The sequence below is a fragment of the Streptomyces griseofuscus genome (genome assembly GCF_014673495.1).
Lineage (GTDB): Bacteria > Actinomycetota > Actinomycetes > Streptomycetales > Streptomycetaceae > Streptomyces > Streptomyces murinus.
The window spans coordinates 85,514-106,078 of the sequence record NZ_CP051007.1 but is presented as its reverse complement, the minus strand read 5'-3'; the positions used below and the strand labels follow the sequence as shown (position 1 = coordinate 106,078).

Genomic DNA, 20,565 nt, shown 5'->3' with positions numbered 1-20,565 from the left:
CGGGCCGGTCGACCGAACGTCCTCTGCCCCGGCCCACGCGCCCAACGGGAGTGCTCACGTGCGTATCGCGGTCTCCGGCTCGATCGCCATCGACCATCTGACGGTGTTTCCCGGCAGGTTCACGGACCAGCTGATCCCCGGACAGCTGGACCATGTCTCTCTGTCGTTCCTCGTCGACGACCTCGAAGTGCGGTACGGCGGTGCCGCCGCCAACATCGCCTTCGGCCTCGGCGGCCTCGGCCTCGCACCGCTCCTGATCGGCGCGGCCGGTGCCGACTTCGGGCCGTACGAGGTGTGGCTCAAGGACCACGGCGTCGACACCGGCGGCGTCCTGGTCTCCGGCGAGCGGCAGACCGCCCGGTTCATGTGCACCACCGACGCGGACGCCAACCAGATCGCCTCGTTCTGTACGGGCGCGATGGCCGAGGCACGCGACATCGACCTGGCGGCCCTGATCGGGGAGGACCCGGCCGCCGGGCCCGACCTGGTGCTGATCGGGCCCGACGACCCCGAAGCCATGCTCCGCCACACCCGCCAGTGCCGACAGCTCGGCATCCCGTTCGCCGCCGACCCCTCGCAGCAGCTCGCCCGCCTCGACGGCGCTCAGGCACGCGACCTGGTGACCGGTGCTCGCTGGCTCTTTGCCAACGAGTACGAGTCCGCCCTGCTGCTCGAACACACCGGCTGGACCCGTGCGGAGGTCCTCGAACGGGTCGGCACCTGGATCACCACGCTCGGCGAACGCGGCGTCCGCGCCGAACGCGCCGACGGCAGCACCCTCACGGTGCCCGCCGTACCCGGCGTCCCGGTCGCCGATCCGACCGGCGTCGGCGACGCGTTCCGGGCCGGGTTCCTCGCCGCCCTCGCCCGCGGGCTGGGCCTGACGGCCGCGGCCCGGCTCGGCTGCGCGGTCGCGTCCGAGGCGATCCGCACCGTCGGCTCCCAGGCGTACGAGGCCGCCCCCGGCCGGCTCCTCGCCGCCCTCACCACCGCGTACGGCGCCGACGCCGCCGCGGAGATCGCGCCCGCCCTGCCGGCCACCGTGTCCGAAGGGGGCGAGGCGTCGTGACGGGCGCCGAGACCCTGAGGGAGGCGCTCGCCACCCGTGTGGTGGTCGCCGACGGAGCGATGGGCACCATGCTCCAGGCCCAGGACCCGACCCTGGACGACTTCCAGCAGCTGGAGGGCTGCAACGAGATCCTCAACGTCACCCGACCGGATATCGTCCGCTCGGTGCACGAGGCGTATTTCGCGGTCGGTGTCGACTGTGTGGAGACCAATACCTTCGGTGCCAACCACGCGGCCCTCGGCGAGTACGACATCTCCGACCGTGTCCACGAGCTCTCCGCGGCCGGGGCCCGTGTGGCCCGCGAGGTGGCCGATGAGTTCACGGCCCGTGACGGCCGCGCTCGCTGGGTGCTCGGTTCGATGGGGCCCGGCACCAAGCTGCCCACCCTCGGTCACGCCCCGTACCGCACTCTGCGCGACGCCTACCAGGCGAACGCGGAGGGCCTGGTCGAGGGCGGCGCCGACGCCCTCTTGGTGGAGACCACCCAGGACCTGTTGCAGACGAAGGCAGCGGTGCTCGGCGCCCGGCGCGCCCTGGCAGCGGCTGGAGCGGACTTGCCGGTGATCGTCTCGGTGACGGTCGAGACCACCGGCACGATGCTCCTCGGTTCGGAGATCGGCGCGGCGCTGACGGCTCTGGAGCCGCTGGGCATCGACATGATCGGTCTGAACTGCGCCACCGGTCCGGCCGAGATGAGCGAGCATCTGCGCTATCTCGCCCGCAACGCGCGCGTCCCGTTGTCCTGTATGCCGAACGCCGGTCTGCCGGTCCTGGGCAAGGACGGCGCCCACTACCCACTCTCGCCCGGTGAACTGGCGGAAGCCCAGGGGACGTTCGTGCGGGAGAACGGGGTGTCACTGGTCGGCGGGTGCTGCGGTACGACCCCCGAACACCTGCGTCAGGTGGTGGAGCGCGTGCGGGGTCTGGCCCCGTCGGCGCGTGATCCGCGTCCGGAGGCAGGGGCGGCGTCGTTGTATCAGTCGGTGCCGTTCCGGCAGGACACCTCGTATCTGGCGATCGGGGAACGGACGAACGCGAACGGGTCGAAGAAGTTCCGTGAGGCGATGCTGGAGGCCCGCTGGGACGACTGTGTGGAGATCGCGCGGGAGCAGATCCGCGAGGGCGCGCACATGCTGGATCTGTGTGTGGACTACGTCGGTCGTGACGGTGTGGCGGACATGGCGGAGCTGGCCGGGCGGCTGGCGACGGCGTCGACGCTGCCGATCGTGCTGGATTCCACCGAGGTCGATGTCATCGAGGCGGGTCTGGAGCGCCTGGGCGGCCGCGCGGTGATCAATTCGGTGAACTACGAGGACGGGGACGGTCCCGAGTCGCGGTTCGCGAGGGTCACGGCGCTGGCGCGGGAGCATGGTGCGGCGTTGATCGCGTTGACGATCGACGAGGAGGGTCAGGCCCGCACGGCCGGGCACAAGGTCGCGATCGCGGAGCGTCTGATCGCGGATCTGACCGGGAACTGGGGGATCCGCGAGTCGGACATCCTGATCGACACGCTGACGTTCACGATCTGCACGGGTCAGGAGGAGTCCCGCGGGGACGGTGTCGCCACGATCGAGGCGATCCGCGAGCTCAAGCGCCGTCATCCGCGGGTGCAGACCACGCTCGGGTTGTCGAACATCTCCTTTGGTCTGAACCCGGCCGCCCGCATCCTCCTCAACAGCGTCTTCCTGGACGAGTGTGTGAAGGCGGGCCTGGACTCGGCGATCGTGCACGCCTCGAAGATCCTCCCCATCGCGCGTTTCAGCGAGGAAGAGGTGCAGACGGCGCTCGACCTCATCTACGACCGCCGCGCCGAGGGCTACGACCCGCTGCAGAAGCTGATGCAGCTGTTCGAGGGCGCGACGGCGAAGTCGCTGAAGGCGGGCAAGGCCGAGGAGCTGGCGGCGCTGCCGCTGGAGGAGCGGCTCAAGCGGCGGATCATCGACGGTGAGCGCAACGGTCTGGAGGCCGACCTGGACGCCGCGCTCCGGGAGCGTCCCGCTCTGGACATCGTCAACGAGACGCTGCTGGACGGGATGAAGGTCGTCGGGGAGCTGTTCGGTTCGGGGCAGATGCAGTTGCCGTTCGTGCTGCAGTCGGCCGAGGTGATGAAGGCCGCGGTGGCCCATCTGGAGCCGCACATGGAGAAGTCGGACGCGGACGGCAAGGGCACCATCGTGTTGGCCACCGTGCGCGGTGACGTCCATGACATCGGCAAGAACCTGGTCGACATCATCCTGTCGAACAACGGCTACAACGTGGTCAATCTGGGCATCAAGCAGCCGGTCTCCGCGATCCTGGAGGCCGCCGAGGAGCATCGCGCGGACGTGATCGGGATGTCCGGGCTGCTGGTGAAGTCCACGGTGATCATGAAGGAGAACCTGGAGGAGCTCAACCAGCGCGACCTGGCCGGCACCTACCCCGTCATCCTCGGCGGCGCCGCCCTCACCCGCGCCTACGTCGAGCAGGACCTCCACGAGATCTACCAGGGCGAGGTCCGCTACGCCCGTGACGCGTTCGAGGGTCTGCGTCTGATGGACGCGTTGATCGGCGTCAAGCGGGGCGTGCCCGGCGCGAAACTGCCCGAACTGAAGCAGCGGCGGGTAGCCGCGCGGCGGGCGGTCCCGGAGGAGCCCGCGGAGGCCGGCCGCTCCGACGTCGCCACCGACAACCCCGTGCCGGCACCACCGTTCTGGGGCACCCGTGTCGTCAAGGGCATCCAGCTCAGGGAGTACGCCTCCTGGCTCGACGAGGGCGCCCTGTTCAAGGGCCAGTGGGGGCTCAAGGGCGAGACCATCGAGGGCGAGGGGCGGCCCCGGCTGCGCATGTGGCTCGACCGGCTGCTGACGGGGAACCTGCTGGAAGCGGCCGTGGTCCACGGCTACTTCCCCTGCGTCTCGAAGGACGACGACCTGATCGTCCTGGACGAACACGGCAACGAGCGCACCCGGTTCACCTTCCCCCGCCAGCGCCGCGGCCGGCGCCTGTGCCTGGCCGACTTCTTCCGCCCGCAGGAGTCGGGGGAGACCGATGTCGTCGGCTTCCAGGTCGTCACCGTCGGCTCCCGCATCGGCGCGGAGACCGCCAAGCTGTTCGAGGCCGACGCCTACCGCGACTACCTCGAACTGCACGGCCTGTCCGTCCAGTTGGCCGAGGCACTGGCCGAGTACTGGCACGCCCGCGTGCGTGGCGAACTCGGCATCGGCGGCAGCGACCCGGCCGCCATGGAGGGCATGTTCCGCACGGAGTACCAGGGCTGCCGCTACTCGTTCGGCTACCCGGCCTGCCCGGACCTGGAGGACCGCGCCAAGATCGCCGAGCTGCTGCGGCCCGAGCGGATCGGCGTCCACCTCTCCGAGGAGTTCCAGCTCCACCCGGAGCAGTCCACCGACGCCCTCGTCGTCCACCACCCCGAGGCCGGCTACTTCAACGCGGGAGGCCGCGCATGACGACGTTCTCCTTCGAGTTCTTCCCGCCGAAGACGGCCGCGGGCGAGCAGGCGCTGTGGCGGGCCGTCCGCCGCATCGAACCACTGGCGCCCGACTTCGTGTCCGTCACCTACGGCGCGGGCGGATCCTCGCGGGAGCGCACCATCCAGCTCACCCAGCGGATGGTGACCGAGACGACGCTGCGCCCCGTGGCACACCTGACCGCCGTCGGGCACTCGACTGCCGAACTGCGCCGCATCATCGGCCAGTACGCGGACGCCGGGGTGCGCGACGTGCTCGTCCTGCGCGGCGACCCGCCCGGCGACCCGAGGGGGCCGTGGCAGCCGCACCCCGAGGGCCTCACCCACGCCTGCCAACTGGTCGAACTGGTGCGGTCGCTCGGGCAGTTCACCATCGGGGTGGCGGCGTTCCCGGAGAGGCACCCGCGCTCGCCCGACTGGGACAGCGACATCCGGCACTTCGTGGCCAAGTGCCGCGCGGGCGCGGACTACGCGATCACCCAGATGTTCTTCGACGTCGAGGACTACCTGCGGCTGCGCGACCGTGTCGAGGCGGCCGGCTGTACGACGCCGATCATCCCGGAGATCATGCCGGCCACGGACGTCCGGCAGATCCGGCGCTTCGCCGAACTCTCCGACGCGGCCTTCCCGGAGGACCTGGCCCACCGCCTCGAAGCCGCCCGCGAGCGGCCCGACGACGCATACCGGATCGGGGTCGAGCACGCCACCGCCATGGCGGACCGGCTGCTCGCCGAGGGCGCCCCCGGCCTGCACTACATCACGCTCAACAAGTCCACGGCAGCCTTGGACATCCACCGCAACGTACTGAGCCGCTCAAGGAGCCTCCATGCCCGCTGAGTTCACCGACTTCAAGGTCGCCGACCTGTCCCTGGCCGAGTTCGGCCGCAAGGAGATCACCCTCGCCGAGCACGAGATGCCCGGCCTGATGGCGATCCGCAAGGAGTACGCCGGGAGCCGGCCGCTGGCCGGCGCCCGGATCACCGGTTCCCTGCACATGACCGTGCAGACCGCCGTGCTGATCGAGACCCTGGTCGCCCTCGGCGCCGAGGTCCGCTGGGCGTCCTGCAACATCTTCTCCACCCAGGACCACGCGGCCGCCGCCATCGCCGTCGGCCCGGACGGCACCCCGGACAACCCTCGGGGCGTCCCGGTCTTCGCCTGGAAGGGCGAGACCCTGGAGGAGTACTGGTGGTGCACCGAGCAGGCGCTGACCTGGCCGGACAGCCCCACCGGCGGCCCGAACATGATCCTGGACGACGGCGGCGACGCCACCCTCCTCGTCCACAAGGGCGTCGAATACCGCAAGACCGGTGAGCTGCCGCCGGCCGACAACGAGGAACTGGCCGCCGTGGCCGCCCTGCTGAAGGCGAGCAACCTCGACTGGACCGGCATCGCCTCCGAGATCCGCGGGGTGACGGAGGAGACCACGACGGGTGTGCACCGGTTGTACGAGATGCAGCGTGACGGTGTGCTGCTGTTCCCGGCGATCAATGTGAACGACGCGGTGACGAAGTCGAAGTTCGACAACAAGTACGGGTGCCGGCATTCGCTGGTGGACGGCATCAACCGTGCGACGGACGTGCTGATCGGCGGGAAGACCGCTGTGGTGTGCGGGTACGGTGATGTGGGCAAGGGGTGTGCGGAGTCCCTGCGGGGGCAGGGCGCGCGGGTGATCGTCACCGAGATCGACCCGATCTGCGCGCTGCAGGCGGCGATGGACGGTTATCAGGTGACGACGCTGGACGAGGTCGTCGAGACGGCGGACATCTTCGTCACCACGACGGGCAACAAGGACATCATCATGGCCTCGGACATGGCCAGGATGAAGCACCAGGCGATCGTGGGGAACATCGGTCACTTCGACAACGAGATCGACATGGCCGGTCTGGCGCGGGTTCCGGGCATCGTCAAGGACGAGGTCAAGCCGCAGGTCCACACGTGGACGTTCCCGGACGGCAAGGTGATCATCGTGCTGTCCGAGGGCCGTCTGCTGAACCTGGGCAACGCGACCGGGCACCCGTCGTTCGTGATGTCGAACTCCTTCGCGGACCAGACGCTGGCGCAGATCGAGCTGTTCACCAAGCCCGACCAGTACCCGACCGGCGTGTACACGCTGCCCAAGCACCTGGACGAGAAGGTCGCCCGTCTCCACCTCGACGCCCTCGGCGTCAAGCTGACCACGCTGCGCCCGGAGCAGGCGGCGTACATCGGAGTCGAGGTCGAGGGCCCGTACAAGCCGGACCACTACCGCTACTGACCGCACGACCATCGACCGCGCGGAGCGGCCGGACGCGGCGAACCCCGCCGGCCGGCCGCTCCGCGCTGGTCCCTACAGGGCCGCCTCCCGCGCCAGGCAGGTCTCGTAGTCCGGCAGAATGCCCGCCTCCAGAGCCCCGGCCAGCGAGGGAGCCGCGACATCGCGCTCGGACAGCACCGGTTCGACGTCGTCGAGCCTGACGGGCAGGCCGAGCGCCGGGTCCAGCGGGGAGACCGCCAGCTCGTTCTCCGCCACGTACGGACCGGACATGAGGTACACCATCGTGGTGTCGTCCTCCAGCGCCACGAACACATGGCCCACGCCGACCGGCAGATACGTCGACCGGAAGCTCTCCCCGCCGAGCTGGACGGTGTCCCACTTTCCGAAGGTGGGCGAGCCGACCCGCAGGTCGACGACGAAGTCGAGCGCCCGGCCCCGCCCGCAGTAGACGTGCTTGGCCATGCCGGGAGGCGTCGAGGTGAAGTGCACACCGCGCACCACACCGCGGCGCGAGTGGCTCTGGCAGGTCTGGAAGACGGGGAAGGAGTGCCCGGTCGTCTCCGTGAACTGCGGTTGCTGATACGTGGTCACGAACAGGCCGCGACTGTCCGGGAACACCGTGGGGGTGAACTCGTAGGCGCCCTCGACGGCGAGTTCCCGGACGGTCGTGGGCGCGGTCGCGCCGATGGGTCGAGTCGTCATCGCGGAGACCGGCGATCCGTTCACTCGCCCCACTTCAGGTAGATGACCGGCGGCTCGCGGCCGGGCAGCTGGCGCAACGGCGCGTGGTCCAGGCCGAAGACCTCCCGCAGCGCGGTGGTCTCACCGGGCCACTTGGGGTGGGCCAGCTCGTCGAACGCGAGGATGCTCCCCTTGGTCAGATGCGGCCGGATCGCCTCCAGCAGTTCCCTGGTCGGCTGGTAGAGATCCAGGTCGAAGTAGGCCATGGCGATGACCGTCTCCGGGTTGTCCGCCAGGTACTGCGGCACCGTCTCGCGTACGTCGCCCTGGACGACGAAGGAACGCTGCGTGTGCCCGAAGGGCTCGCCGGCCTCGTGCGCCGCCAGGACCTCGCGCAGATGGCCGACCTCGTCCTCCGGCACCGCGAAGCGTCCGGGATGGGCGCTCGTGCTGACCTTGTCCACGTCGTCGATGTCGTCGGGGAAGCCCGTGAAGGTGTCGAAGCCGATGATGCGGCGCAGCGAGTTGTACGGCTCGTAGATGCTGCGCAGGGCCGTGAGCGTGGCCAGGTGACGGCCGTGCAGTACCCCGAACTCCATGATGACGCCCGGTATCTCGGGCAGCATCCGGTACAGCGCGTCCATGCTGAGCAGATCGGCGAGCTGATGGCGGCGCAGATAGACGGGCAGGTTGTCGATCAGGTACTTCGGAGGGATGGGGCTGTCCACGAGGAGCTTGGTGAGCCGCTCACGCGCGTCCCGTTCCTGCTCCGACTCGTGGGGAACGATGCGCGGGTCGGTGAAGCCGTCCTTGGCCATGAGGGGCCGTTCCTTTCGCCAGTGGTTCAGAAGAACCGGAACGTGGTCACTTGCCGGGGGGCCGGTCCCCGCGAACCGCCGGAGGGGACCGGCGGGGGAGTCCGCACGGCGCCGCGCCACTGCGCGTACCGACTCCCCCCGGCGAACCCCGAGGATCGTTGCACGGGGTGCGTGACAGGAACAGCCGGATCAGTCGCGGATCGAGCCGTCCTCCAGCCGCACCGTGCGGCCGTTGAACCGCCTTTCGAGCATGCGGTCGTGGGAGACGACGACCAGTGCCCCGCGGTAGTGCGACAGGGCCTCTTCGAGGTCCTCCACCAGCGCCGGCGACAGATGGTTCGTCGGCTCGTCGAGCACCAGCAGGTCCACCGGCTCGTGCAGGAGACGGGCCAGGGCGAGCCGCCGGCGCTGGCCGACGGAGAGCCGGCCCACCGCGGTGGCCAGATCCGACGGCCGGAACAGCCCGAGGCCCAGCAGCGCCCCGCGATGTGCCTCGGCGTCACCGGGCAGCCCCTGGCTGAACGCCTCCAGGAGGCTGAGTCCGGGCGAGGTCACCGGGGTCTCCTGCGGCAGCCAGCCGGTGCGCGCCGGATGGACGCTCGTGCCCCGGTCCGGTTCCAGGTCCCCGACCAGCACCCGCAGCAGGGTGCTCTTGCCGGCTCCGTTCGGACCCGTGATCAGCACGCGCTCCGCCGGGCGCACCTCGAAGTCCGGCACGTGCAGCCGGTCCGCCACCTCGACGTGGTACAGCCCGGCGACCACCGAGGTGCCCGCGGCGTCACCGCCCTGGATCCGGGGGGCGAAGCGCATCGGCCTGGGCGGGCGGGGGACCGGGTTCTCCTCCAGCCGGCGCAGCCGCTCCTTGGCGTTGCGCACGCGCGCCGAGATCTGCTTCTCCACACTGCGCTGGTGACGGCCGTTCGTCCGGTCGGTGTTGCCCCGCGGCCCGGCGGCCGCGTGGTCCGCCGCGGCGCGCGTCAGCTCGCGCTGGCGGGCCAGGTCCTCCTTCCACTCCTGGTGCTGCTGCTCCCAGCGCAGTCGCGCCGCCGCCTTGGCCTTCACATAGCCGGCGTAACCACCGCTGTGCCGGTGGATGGTGTGCTGTTCGCCGTCGACGTCCCACAGGGCCGTCGCGACCCGCTCCAGGAAGACGCGGTCGTGGGAGACGACCAGGACGCTGCCGCGGTGGGAGCGCAGGTGCTCCTCCAGCCATTCCAGCGCGCTCCGGTCCAGGTGGTTGGTGGGCTCGTCGAGCAGCATCAGCTGCGGTGCGGCGGCCAGCACACAGGCCAGGCCCAACCGCGCCTGCTCACCGCCGGACAGGCTGGCCAGCCGCCGTGTGGTGTCCACGGACGCCAGGCCCAGGCCGTGCATGGCGGCCTGCACGCGGGCGTCGGCCGCGTAGCCGTCGCGCGCCTCGAAGGCCTCCATGAGATTGCCGTACTCGGCCAGCAGGTCCGTGAGTTCGTCACCGTCCGCCTCGGCCATCGCCGCTTCGCAGCGGCGCAGTTCCTGCTCCAGCGCGCGCAGTTCGGCGAGGGCGTGGTCGATGGCGTCCCGCACGGTGTCGTCGGGTGCCAGCTCGGGTGTCTGCGGCAGGTAGCCGGTGCCGCCGGGGGCACGCACCAGCACCCGGCCCGCGTCGGGCTTGTCCAGCCCGGCGAGCAGCCGCAGCAGGGAGGACTTGCCGCAGCCGTTCTCCCCGATGACGCCGATGCGTTCGCCGAGGGCGACGGACTGGTGCACGCCGTCCAGCAGGCGGCGGTTGCCGCGGGTGAGCTGGATGTCGTCCAGGACGACCTGGAAGCCGCCCGGCGACTGGGCGTCCGGTGCCGCCGGGCGCTCCTCGACGAGGGCGGGGGAAGAGGAAGTGGAGGGGGAGTTATGCATGAGTACGCACGCCGTTTCATCCGTGGGCCCGAAAGGTCGACCGAGGGCGAGCACTGCTCGAACGGGTTGCCGGAGAAAGGCATGACCGCATGGCGCAGGACACGGAACAGAAGGCTGTCGTGACAGACCAGTGCGGTGCTTGAACGACGCTGGAGGGCCGCTGGAGGAGCGGCGCGCGCCGTGCCTGTGGCGCCCGGAGCCTGAAGTGCTCGCGGGGGCGGCGTCAGATGTAGTAGAAGCCTGCGGCGGCGAAAGCGGTAATCACGCATTGGATCTTAGCAGAGATCCCGATGCGGCGGGACGCCATCCGGACGGAACCGGCCAAGCCCCGATCGTTTTCGGCACCCGTGGCGGCGGGCAGACGCGCACTCGCGCCCGCGCTCGTTCTTCCCGGCGAACCGCCCAGCACCGAAATGAGCACAGCCCTATGTTCCGTCGCCACATCGCGATGATCGGCAGCCCCATCGTCAGCCACGTCCTGCCCGGCATCGAGGTCATCCGGGAACTCGTCGCGCGGGGGCACCGGGTGACGTACGCCGACGCCCCCAACGTCGCCGACCTGATCCGGTCCACCGGCGCCGAGTTCGTCCCCTGCCCCACCACCCTGCCCGTCGCCGACAACGACTGGCCGCACGACCCGATCGCGGCGGCCTCCCTCTTCCTCGACGACGCGATGCAGGCCCTGCCCCGGCTGCGCGCCCACTACGACGAGGACCCCGCCGACCTCTACCTCTACGACATCGGCTCCTTCGCGGGCCGCGCCCTCGCCGAGGCGCACCGCCGCCCGCTGGTGCAGCTGTCCCCGAGCTACGTGGCCTGGAAGGGCTACCAGGACGAGGTCGGGGACCTGCTGAATCAGCTGCCGGGCGCCGACGCGTACCGGCGGCGGTTCGCGTCCTGGCTGGCCGGGTGCGGCGCGACCACGCTGGACGTGGACACCTTCACCGGCATGCCCGCCCGCACCGTCGCCCTGATCAGCAGGGCCATGCAGCCCCACGCGGACCGCGTGGACGGCGGCGCCGTGACCTTCGTCGGCCCCTGCCTGGGGGACCGCAGCGAGCAGGGCGGCTGGACCCGGCCGCCGGGCGCCCGGAAGGTGCTGCTGGTCTCCCCCGGCTCCGCCTACACACCGCCCCCGGAGTTCTTCCGCGAGTGCCTGGCGGCCTTCGGCCCGCTGGCCGGCTGGCACGTGGTCCTCCAGATCGGCAGGCGGACCGACGCGCGGGAGCTCGGGGAGATCCCGCCCAACGTCGAGGTGCACCACTGGGTGCCGCAACTCGCGATCCTGGAGCAGGCCGACGCCTTCGTCACCCACGCCGGCATGGGTGGCAGCAGCGAGGGGCTGTACACCGGCGTGCCCATGATCGCCGTGCCGCTGGGCGCCGAGCAGTCCGGCAACGCCGACCGGCTCGTCGCGCTCGGCGTGGCCCGCCGTATCGACACCGCGGACGCCACCGCCGATACTCTGCGCACGGCGCTGCTGGAGCTGACCGCCGACCCGGAGGTCCGCCGGCGCTCGGACGCGCTGCGCGCCGAGGTGCGGGCCGAGGGCGGCACCCGGCGGGCCGCCGACATCATCGAGTCCGCCCTGCCCTAGGGGCTTTCGGCTGGATCAGGCCGGATCAGGGAGCGGCGCCGGGGCCCGCGGGTCCGGCAAGATCCAGCGGGAGGTCCCGGCGCCCCCTGCCCGCTCGGGCCGCCTCGGGGCTGCGGCGACGGGCCCCACGCTGCGCCACGAGGAGGAACTGCCATGGACAGGGTACGGATGGGCGTGCTGGGCTGCGCCGACATAGCCTGGCGGCGCATGCTGCCCGCGCTCGCCTGCCATCCCGGCGTCGAGGTGGTCGCGATCGGGAGCCGGGACGCGGCCAAGGCGGCCGTGTTCGCCCGGCGGTTCGGCGGCGAGCCGGTGACCGGGTACGAGGCCGTGCTCGACCGGTGCGACCTCGACGCCGTCTACATCCCGCTGCCACCCGCGCTCAACGCCGAGTGGACCCGGCGGGCACTGGAGGCGGACAAGCACGTCCTGTGCGAGAAACCCATGACCGTCTCCGCACGGCAGGCGGCCGAACTCCGGGACCTCGCCCGCGCCCGCGCCCGCGCCCTGTTCGAGAACTACATGTTCCTCTGCCATCCCCAGCACCGGGTGGTCGACGACCTGGTCGCCGCCGGAAGGATCGGTGAAATCCGTTCCCTGACAGCTGACTTCACCATTCCCGGCAAACTGCCCGGCGACATACGCCACCGCCGGGACCTGGGCGGGGGCGCGCTCACCGGCGTCGGCGGCTATCCGCTGCGCACCGCCCTGCGCTACCTCGGCCCCGGCCTGCGGGTCGTCGGCGCGCATCTGAAGCGGGACGCGCGCACCGGCGTCGACACCGGCGGGGCGGCGCTGCTCGCCGCGCCCGGCGGCGCCGTGGCCCACCTCGGGTTCGGACTGGAACACGCCTACCGCGGCCGCTACGAACTGACCGGGTCCACCGGACGCATCGTCGTCCCCAGGGCCTACACACCGCCCCCGGACCACACCGCCGTCGTCCGCCTCGAACGGGACGGATCCCACGAGGAGTTCGCCGTGCCCCCGCACGACCAGTTCCGCTCCGTGCTGACGGCCTTCGCCGAGGGCATCCGCTCGGGCACCCCGTCCCCGCTCACCGGCCGGGCCCTGACGGACCAGGCCGCGCTGGCCGAGGACGTCTACGCGGCCGCGCGGCGCGGCGGCTGACGGCCCGCGCTCGTCAGCGCGCCGGTGCCCGGCGCCGGGCGACCGCCGCCACGACGTCGTCGACGGCCCGGCTCAGCGGGACCTCGGGCCGCCAACCGGTCACGTCCCGGAAGGCCGAGGAGTCGACCCGGAGGTCGTGGAAGTCGCCCGTCTCGGCGTACTCGGGCGGGGCCACCGACCGCACCGGGACCGGCGGGCGGCCGGTGTGGCGGGCCGCGCTGGCGGCGATGGCCCGGAACAGCTCGCCGAGCCCGACGACGTGCCCGCCGACCGCGCAGGCCCGGCCGTCGAGGTCCGCCGCGTGGTCCAGCGCGGTGACGAGCGCGCGGGCCGCGTCGGTCACATCGAGGAACTCGCGCCGCACGGCGCCGTCGTGCCACAGGGTGAGGGCCTCGCCCGCCAGGGCCCGGCCGGCCATCGCGGGGGCCACGCCCGCTTCGCTGCCGACCGTGGTGGGCAGGCGCAGCGCGATACCGCGGACGGTGCCACGGAGCGCGGCATCGAGCAGGTGCCGCTCCGCGGCGGCCTTCTGCCGGGCGTAGGCGCTGCGCGGGGGGCCGCCGTCCGTCACCTGGTTGGTGCTGGCGAGGACGACCGTGGGGGCCGGCCGCCCGCCGGAGGGCGCCGCGCAGCGTTCGACCACCTCGCGCACCAGGTCCACGTTCACCCGCTCCGTCTGCGGGTCCGAGGCGGCCGACCGCCACGAGCCCCGCCCCGTCATGCGGGCCACCAGGTGGATCACCGCGTCGGCGCCCCGGACGGCCTCGGCGACGGCGTCCGGCGCGGTGAGGTCGGTCCGCATCACCGCCGTCTCCGCGCGGCCGCCGGCCGGCACGGTGAACGGGCCGCGCGCCACGGCGCGCAACCGCACCGGACGGCAGGCGAGTTCCCGGACCACGGCCGATCCGATGTACCCGGAGGCGCCCAGGACGACGATCAGGGGACGGCGGGAGGTGTCCCGCCCGGTGCCGGGGGAAAGGGGACCGGCCATTGCTGCTGCCTCTTTTCGTGGGGTGCCGCCGCGCCCCGCCCTCGAGAGAGACTCGTCCCCCTGTCCAGGGAGGATCGCCTCGCGTAGGCAGAACGCGGCCGCCTCGGCAGAATCACCGACCGTCCGTCGGTTGTTTTCGAGTCTGGGGAGTCGGCTCATGCGTGTGCTCATCGCGGCTTTCGCACACACCTCGCACTTTCACGGCATGGTGCCCCTCGCGGGGGCGCTGCGTGCCGCGGGACACGATGTGCGCGTGGCCAGTCAGCCCGGCTTCGCGGACGAGATCACCGGCGCCGGGCTCACGGCCGTACCCGTGGGGGCGGACCACCGGCTGATGGAGGCGATGCAGGAGAAGGGCGCGGAGATCCAGCGGTACTCCGCGGACATCGACCTGTCCCGCCCCGAAGTCTTCGACTGGGACTACGTGTTCCGTCTGTACGACCTGTCGGTGCCCTACTTCTACTCGGTGATCAACGACGAGTCGTTCGTCCGGGAGCTGGTCGGGTACGCCCGCCGGTGGCAGCCGGACCTGGTGCTGTGGGAGCCGTACACGTTCGCCGGGGCCATCGCGGCGCGGGCGTGCGGCGCCGCCCACGCCCGTGTGCTCGGCGCGAGCGACCTGAACGCCTACTTCCGCCGGACGTTCCTCGACCGGCTCGCCGAGCAGCCCGCCGGACGGCGCCCCGACCCGCTGCGGGAGTGGCTGGCGGACGCCGCCGGGCGCCACGGGGTGCCGTTCGACGAGGAGCTGGTGGTCGGCCAGTGGAGCGTCGACCTGCTGCCCGAGCGGTTCCGGCTCGACCTGTCGCTGCCGACGGTGCCGCTGCGGTACGTGCCGTACAACGGCCGGGCCGTCGTGCCGGACTGGCTGCGCACGGCCGGGCCCCGGCGCCGGGTGTGCCTGACGACGGGCTCCACGGGGACCGGCTTCACCGCCGACCCGGCCGTCTTCCACCGTTACCTCCGGGTGCTCGCGCAGGTCGACGCGGAGATCGTCGTCACCGCCGACGCCGCCGCCCTGCGGGCGGTCGGCCCCCTGCCGGACAACGTCCGGGTCGTCGGCTTCGCCCCGCTGGACGTCCTGTTGCAGACGTGCGCGGCGGTGGTCCACCACGGTGGCTTCGGCACCTGGTCGACCGCCCTGTACCACGGGGTGCCGCAGGTCATGGTGCCGTTCATCTGGGACACCGTCCTGCGGGCGCAGCAGACGGCCGCCGCCGGCGCCGGCCTGTTCCTGCGGGAGGGCGAGGTGACCGCCGAGGGCCTGCGGGACAGCGTGGCGCGGGTGCTCGCCGAACCCTCCTTCCTCGACGGGGCCCGCCGGCTGCGGGGCGAGGCCCGCGCGGAGAGCAGCCCCCACGACGTGGTGCCGGTGCTGGAGGAACTCACCGGCAGGCACAGGGCCGCCGTGCCCGTGGCGGCGGCCGCGGGCTGAGCCGCGGGGCACGCTCACGCCGGAGCGTCCGCGCCCAGCAGGCCCCGGTACGCCCCCCAGCCGTCGGCGACGTCCTGCTCCATCTGGTTCAGCCGGGCCGTCACGACCTGGTCGAATCCGTCGAGGAAGAACTCGTCGCCGGGCCGCGGCTCGATATGCGGATTGCTCTCGACGAACGCGCGGACGACGTCGTGCAGGCTCCTGTCCGGGGTGACGCGTCCGGCGATGTAGCGGTCCGCGCCGGCCAGGCCGGGGAAGCCCGACTCGCGGTAGAGGTACACGTCGCCCAAAAGGTCGACCTGCACCGCGATCTGCGGGTGCGCGGAACCGCGCATGGCCGCCGGGGTGATGCGCGGCAGCCGGGCGTCCACCCCGCTGCGCAGGCTCTCCAGGGCGTACCCCAGATCGATGTGCAGCGAGGGCGTCCGCTCCCGCGCGTACGCGGTGAAGTCCCGCAGCGCGTCGCGCAGCCGGGCGCGCTCGTCGGCCGCGAGCCGGCCGTCGTCCCGCCCGCTGTAGTCCTCGCGCACCGTCACGAAGTCGAGAGGACGGCCGGGGGAGCGCTCGTCCAGGCCGGCCACGAAGTCCACGAGGTCCATGAGCCGGTCGGCCCGGCCGGGCAGGATGATGTAGTTGAGGCCGAGCCGCGTCGGGGCGCCGTGCTCCGCCCGCCTCTCCATGTACGCGCCCAGGTTCTCCCTGACCCGCCCGAAGGCGCGCGGCTTGGTCGTGGTGGCTTCGTACTCCTCGTCGCTCAGCCCGTACAGCGAGGTGCGGATCGCGTGCAGCGACCACAGCCCCGGCTGGCGCTCCAGCGTGCGGTCGGTGAGCGCGTAGGCGTTGGTGTACAGCGTCATGTCGAGGCCGCGCCGGCCGCCGCGCGCCGCGAGTTCGCCCAGCCCCGGATTGGTGAGCGGTTCCAGCCCGCCGGAGAAGTAGACCGTCGAGGGCTGTGTCTCGGGCACCTCGTCGATGACGGACGCGAACATGGCGTTGCCCGCCTTGAGCGCGGACGTCTCGTAGCGCGCGCCGGTGACGCGCACACAGAAGTGGCAGCGGAACATGCAGGTCGGCCCCGGATACAGACCGACGCTGTAGGGGAAGGCCGGGCGGCCGTGTACCGCGGCGTCGAGCGCGCCCGTCCGCTCCAGCGGCAGGATGGTGTTGGTCCAGTACTTCCCCTGCGGGCCCCGCTGCACGGCCGTGCTCAGCTCGGGTACCCGGTGGAAGAGACCGAGCAGCGCGGCGAAGGCCGGGCGGTCCACGCCCAGCAGGTGGCGGGCCTCTTCCAGGGTGGTGAACGGGTGGGAGCCGTACCGCGTCGCCAGGTCGACGAGGTGCTCCGCCCGCTGCCGGGCCCCGTCGCCGGTGTCGCCGAGCTGGCCGAGGCGGATGCGCACCGCCTCGATCGCCGCTGCACGGTCGCCTCCGGGGCGTGCCGCGTCCTGTATCGCGGGGGCGGGCGCTGCCGCTTGGACGGTGTCCACGAGAACTGTTACCTCCGGGTCGGACTGGGGGACGGACGGCGCTCAGGAGAGCGCTGTTTGGGCCCACATCGCATCGATCTGCGCGCCGCGCTCCGCGGCGAGCCGGATGATGCTGCACACCCGGCGGATGTCCTCGAAGGACACCGACGGCCCGGTGGGCAGCGCGAGTACCTGCTCGGACAGGCGCTCGGTGTGTTCCAGCCGCAGCGGGGGGTCGGTCCGGTAGGCGGGCATCAGATGGCAGGGGGGTGAGAAGTACAGCTGGGGGAAGACCTTTTCGGCCTGCAGCAGGGCCCGCAGCCGGTCGCGGTGCAGACCGGTGACGGCGCGGTCCGTCCGCAGGATCACGTACTGGTGGTTGTTGCGTTCGTGCTCGTGGAAGGAGAGCACCTCGGTGCCGGGGACGCCGGTCAGTTCCGCCTGGTAGAGGGCGTGGTTCTCACGATTGCGCTCGCGGGTCGCCGGGAAGGCGTCGAGGGAGGTCAGACCCATGGCGGCCGAGCACTCGCTCATCTTGGCGTTCATGCCGACCGCGGTCACGGACTTGTCCCGGTCGATGCCGAAGTTGCGCAGGGCCACGAGCCGTTCGGCCAGTTCGCCGTCGTCGGTGGTCACCGCGCCGCCCTCGAAGGCCATGACCGTCTTGGTGGCGTGGAAGCTGAACACCTCCGCGTCCCCGAAGCCGCCGACCGGCCGGCCGCCGGCGGTGCAGCCGAAGGCGTGGGCCGCGTCGAAGAACAGTCGCAGCCCGTGCTCGGCGGCCAGCTTCTCCAGCTCCAGGACCGGGGCCGCCCGGCCCCACAGGTGGACGCCGAGGATGGCCCCGGTCTCGGGGGTGATCAGCTTCTCGACCCGGCCGGGGTCGAGGCAGCCGGTGACCGGGTCGACGTCGCAGAACACCGGTTCGAGCCCCACCCAGCTCGCCGCGTGCGGAGTCGCCGCGAAGGTCAGCGAGGGCATGATCACCTGTCCGGTGATGCCCGAGGCCTTCAGGACCAGTTGCAGCGCCGCGGTGGCGTTGCAGGTCGCCACGGCGTACCGCACCCCGGCGATGTCGGCGATGCGGCCCTCCAGTTCGGTGGCCAGCGGGCCGCCGTTGGTCAGCCACTCGTTGTCCAGGGCCCATTCGAGCCGGGCGAGGAACCGCGCCCGGTCGCCGACGGTGGGCATGCCCACCAGGAGCGGGCGCAGGAACGCCTCGGGACCCCCGAAGACCGCGAGATCGGTGAGCGCGCGCTTCATGGACTCACCCCCAGGAGACGGGCAGCTCGACCGGGCCCCGCATGAAGGCGTGGCGCCAGGTCAGGTCGGATGCGGAAGCGGCCAGTCGCAGGTCCGGGAAGCGCTCCAGGAGGGCCTCGAAGGTGACTTCCGCCTCCGCCCGTGCCAGCGCGGCGCCCAGGCAGTAGTGGATGCCGTGGCCGAAGGTGAGGTGGCCGCCGTCGTTGCGGTCGACCCGGAAGGACTGCGGGTCCTCGAACCGCGCCGGATCCCGGTTGGCTGCGGCCAGGTTGATGAGCACGGTGCTCTGCGCGTCGATGGACACCCCGCCGATCTCGACGGGCTCCAGGGTGTGCCGGCTCGTGATCTCGATGGGTGCCATGTAGCGCAGCATCTCCTCCACGGCCGGCCCCAGCAGCGCGCCGTCCGCGCGGAGCCGGGCGAGCTCGCCGGGGTGGGTCAGCAGCAGGAAGGTGCCGGTGCCGAGCACGTTCACCGTGGTCTCGATCCCCGCGACGAGCAGCAGGAACACCGTCGAGATGAGTTCGTTCTCGGAGAGCCGGTCCGCCACGTCGCGCAGGTCGACCAGTGCCGACAGCAGGTCGTCTCCCGGTTCGTCGCGCCGGCGGCGGATCAGGGAGCGGACGCACTCGAACAGGCTGCGGTACGAGACGGCGTTGCGCTCCGCGAACTCCGGGCTGCTCTCGACGATGTGCTGGGACCAGGTCTGGAAGTCCGCGCGGTCCTCCTCGGGCACGCCGAGCAGTTCGCACATGACGGTGAGCGGAAGCGGGCGGGCGAGCGCCTCCACCAGGTCCCCGCCGCCGGTGGCGGCGAACTTCTCCAGCAGGTCGTCGGCGATCTGCCGGATCCGCGGCCGCAGCGCGTTGATGCGCCGCACGGTGAATTCCCTGGTGACCAGCTTGCGCAGCCGGCCGTGGTCCGGCTCGTCGCTGCGGAACATGTTCCGCTGGAAGTACTCGATCAGGTCGGCCGGGATGCCGGTGGCCGCCGAGAGGTCGATGTCCGACTGCTTCATGGGGTCGTTGCTCAGCCGGGGGTCGGTCAGCGCGGCCCGTACGTCCTCGTGGCGGTTGACCAGCCAGACCAGGGAACCGTCGTAGAAGCGGACCCTGGTGACCGGACGCTGCTCCAGGATCTCCCGGTAGGTCGCGTACTGGTCGGTGTGGAACAGCTCGCTGTTCAGGGCCGGGATCTCGGGCAGTTGCGGCTGGTTCATGGTGTCCTTTCACCGGTGAGGGGTTCGGATCGCCCGGATGCGCGGGCCGGCTCACGGGGCGCGCGGGCGGTCGCCGGAGGGCGGCCCCAGCGGCGCATGGCGGGTGTCTCGACCGCGGTGTGCAGGAGCCAGGCCGCCGCCCAGCAGACGAAGAACAGCGCGACGGCCACGCCGGTGAGCCCGAGCAGACCCGGCCGGAAGCCGTCCGGCAGCACGGCGGTGAAGCAGGCCGTCAGGATCATGTGGTGCACCAGGTAGAAGGCGAAGGAGAGTTCGCCCAGCCGGATCAGGCGCGGATGGCGGGCGGCGGAGGGCAGGCCGCTCCGGTCGCGGGAGGCGGCCGTGGCGATGAGGACCGCCAGCGGGATGACGGTGGCGCTCACCATCGCCCACAGGTGGGGCAGCTTGGTGACCATCGTCGTGACACCGGCCACCGCGTACCCGGCGCAGCACAGGACGACGGCGAGCCGGACGCTGACGAGGGGCCACATGCCGTTGCGCACAAGGAGAGCGAGCACGATCCCGAGCGCGAACTCCAGCAGGCGCACCGGGGGCGCGGTGTAGACGAACCAGAACTGCGTGAGGCTGTACCCCGCCAGCGGCATGACCTTGCCGGGCAGCAGAGTGGCCAGCTGCGGTACGGCCAGGATCAGCGCCGTCAGCAGGCCCGCGGCCGGCCACAGCCCCTGCCGCGGCAGCCGGCGCAGCGCCCGGAGCAGGAAGGGGAACAGCAGGTAGAAGAACAGCTCGCAGGCGAGCGACCACGAGATCGGGTTGACCGTGGCGGTCATGATCATGTGCGGCCACCACGCCTGCACGAGGAAGAGGGCGGCGGCCGTCGTCCCGGCCGACAGGGCGGCGCCCGTGGCGAGGACCAGGACGAGACCGGCCACCCACGTCACGACATGGTTCGGGTAGATCTTCGCCATCCGCCGCCGCCAGAAGCCGAGAACGGTATCGCCCGGCCGCGCCGCGTACGTCAGCACGAACCCGCTGAGGACGAAGAAGAAGGAGACCCCGACGGGGCCGGCCGGCAGCAGGAAGTAAGCCAGGTTTCGCGAGGCGGTGTCGGCCTGCGGGTTGAACTGGCTCCACGCATGGCAGACGAACACCAGGAGCGCGGCGAAGAACCTCAGCCCCGTCAGCGACGGCAGCCGGTCGGCCCGGCCTCCCGCTGTGCCGGCCGCGTCGGCAGGGGAGGGCTTGAGGGTTTCGTCCATGGGTGGCAAGGGTCACCGGCCCTTCTCTTCGTTGCCGCTGTCCGGGAGGTCCGGACCACTCTTAG

At 71.8% G+C, this 20,565-nt stretch carries 16 protein-coding genes; 7 read left to right on the top strand and 9 right to left on the bottom strand.

Annotated elements, in window-relative coordinates; genetic code table 11:
- Nucleotides 1-58 precede the first annotated feature (58 nt).
- The 4 genes from HEP81_RS39510 to ahcY are packed head-to-tail and all read left to right on the top strand — an operon-like array spanning nucleotide 59 to nucleotide 6,792.
- Nucleotides 59-1,069, top strand: a complete 1,011-nt coding sequence (locus HEP81_RS39510) for a carbohydrate kinase family protein (protein WP_037659210.1) — start codon at nucleotides 59-61, stop codon at nucleotides 1,067-1,069.
- Nucleotides 1,066-4,515, top strand: a complete 3,450-nt coding sequence (metH, locus tag HEP81_RS39505; RefSeq protein ID WP_421673964.1) for a methionine synthase — start codon at nucleotides 1,066-1,068, stop codon at nucleotides 4,513-4,515. The genes HEP81_RS39510 and metH overlap by 4 nt, the downstream gene beginning before the upstream one ends.
- Nucleotides 4,512-5,372, top strand: coding sequence for a methylenetetrahydrofolate reductase [NAD(P)H] (gene metF / locus HEP81_RS39500; protein WP_011113129.1), 861 nt, complete (start codon nucleotides 4,512-4,514; stop codon nucleotides 5,370-5,372). Before metH ends, metF begins: the two co-directional genes overlap by 4 nt.
- The gene (ahcY, locus tag HEP81_RS39495) at nucleotides 5,362-6,792 is read left to right on the top strand and encodes an adenosylhomocysteinase (protein ID WP_190276120.1); all 1,431 of its coding nucleotides are present in this window, start codon (nucleotides 5,362-5,364) and stop codon (nucleotides 6,790-6,792) included. The genes metF and ahcY overlap by 11 nt, the downstream gene beginning before the upstream one ends.
- 72 nt (nucleotides 6,793-6,864) lie before the next feature.
- Here the strand turns inward: ahcY and HEP81_RS39490 are convergent, their stop codons facing one another.
- The 4 genes from HEP81_RS39490 to HEP81_RS39475 all read right to left on the bottom strand — a co-directional run bounded on the left by HEP81_RS39490 (nucleotide 6,865) and on the right by HEP81_RS39475 (nucleotide 10,602).
- Nucleotides 6,865-7,494, bottom strand: a complete 630-nt coding sequence (locus tag HEP81_RS39490; RefSeq protein WP_051850737.1) for a dTDP-4-dehydrorhamnose 3,5-epimerase family protein — start codon at nucleotides 7,492-7,494, stop codon at nucleotides 6,865-6,867.
- A 20-nt stretch (nucleotides 7,495-7,514) separates the two neighbouring features.
- Nucleotides 7,515-8,291: a class I SAM-dependent methyltransferase gene (locus tag HEP81_RS39485; RefSeq protein ID WP_037663946.1), complete on the bottom strand. Its 777-nt coding sequence runs from the start codon at nucleotides 8,289-8,291 to the stop codon at nucleotides 7,515-7,517.
- A gap of 189 nt (nucleotides 8,292-8,480) precedes the next feature.
- Nucleotides 8,481-10,181 carry a TlrC/CarA/OleB/SrmB family ABC-F type ribosomal protection protein gene (locus tag HEP81_RS39480; protein WP_078967794.1) on the bottom strand — a complete coding sequence of 567 codons (1,701 nt, stop codon included), beginning with the start codon at nucleotides 10,179-10,181 and terminating at the stop codon, nucleotides 8,481-8,483.
- A gap of 223 nt (nucleotides 10,182-10,404) precedes the next feature.
- Complete coding sequence (locus HEP81_RS39475; protein WP_157854680.1) at nucleotides 10,405-10,602, bottom strand: hypothetical protein; 198 nt, start codon at nucleotides 10,600-10,602, stop codon at nucleotides 10,405-10,407.
- Between the two features lie 6 nt (nucleotides 10,603-10,608).
- Between HEP81_RS39475 and HEP81_RS39470 the strand changes: the two genes are divergently transcribed.
- Both HEP81_RS39470 and HEP81_RS39465 read left to right on the top strand, forming a co-directional pair.
- Nucleotides 10,609-11,778, top strand: coding sequence for a macrolide family glycosyltransferase (locus tag HEP81_RS39470; RefSeq protein ID WP_011113124.1), 1,170 nt, complete (start codon nucleotides 10,609-10,611; stop codon nucleotides 11,776-11,778).
- A 153-nt stretch (nucleotides 11,779-11,931) separates the two neighbouring features.
- Entirely contained in the window at nucleotides 11,932-12,906 is a 975-nt protein-coding gene (locus tag HEP81_RS39465; RefSeq protein WP_037663948.1) for a Gfo/Idh/MocA family protein, read from the top strand.
- Between the two features lie 13 nt (nucleotides 12,907-12,919).
- Here the strand turns inward: HEP81_RS39465 and HEP81_RS39460 are convergent, their stop codons facing one another.
- Nucleotides 12,920-13,897, bottom strand: a complete 978-nt coding sequence (locus HEP81_RS39460; RefSeq protein WP_051850733.1) for an NAD-dependent epimerase/dehydratase family protein — start codon at nucleotides 13,895-13,897, stop codon at nucleotides 12,920-12,922.
- A gap of 157 nt (nucleotides 13,898-14,054) precedes the next feature.
- On the opposite strand from HEP81_RS39460, the gene HEP81_RS39455 reads away from it, so the two are divergent.
- Nucleotides 14,055-15,332: an activator-dependent family glycosyltransferase gene (locus HEP81_RS39455; RefSeq protein ID WP_011113121.1), complete on the top strand. Its 1,278-nt coding sequence runs from the start codon at nucleotides 14,055-14,057 to the stop codon at nucleotides 15,330-15,332.
- 14 nt (nucleotides 15,333-15,346) lie between these two features.
- On the opposite strand, the gene desII is transcribed toward HEP81_RS39455, so the two are convergent.
- From desII to HEP81_RS39435, 4 genes are read right to left on the bottom strand one after another with little or no spacing between them, the layout of a single operon-like run.
- A complete protein-coding gene (gene desII, locus HEP81_RS39450) occupies nucleotides 15,347-16,819 on the bottom strand; it encodes a dTDP-4-amino-4,6-dideoxy-D-glucose ammonia-lyase (protein WP_011113120.1) in 1,473 nt (490 codons plus the stop codon).
- A gap of 42 nt (nucleotides 16,820-16,861) precedes the next feature.
- Nucleotides 16,862-18,061: a dTDP-4-dehydro-6-deoxyglucose aminotransferase gene (locus HEP81_RS39445; RefSeq protein WP_011113119.1), complete on the bottom strand. Its 1,200-nt coding sequence runs from the start codon at nucleotides 18,059-18,061 to the stop codon at nucleotides 16,862-16,864.
- Between the two features lie 4 nt (nucleotides 18,062-18,065).
- On the bottom strand, nucleotides 18,066-19,280 hold the full coding sequence (locus tag HEP81_RS39440) for a cytochrome P450 family protein (protein WP_011113118.1): 1,215 nt from the start codon (nucleotides 19,278-19,280) through the stop codon (nucleotides 18,066-18,068).
- A complete protein-coding gene (locus tag HEP81_RS39435) occupies nucleotides 19,277-20,500 on the bottom strand; it encodes an acyltransferase family protein (protein ID WP_051850734.1) in 1,224 nt (407 codons plus the stop codon). Before HEP81_RS39435 ends, HEP81_RS39440 begins: the two co-directional genes overlap by 4 nt.
- Nucleotides 20,501-20,565 lie beyond the last annotated feature (65 nt).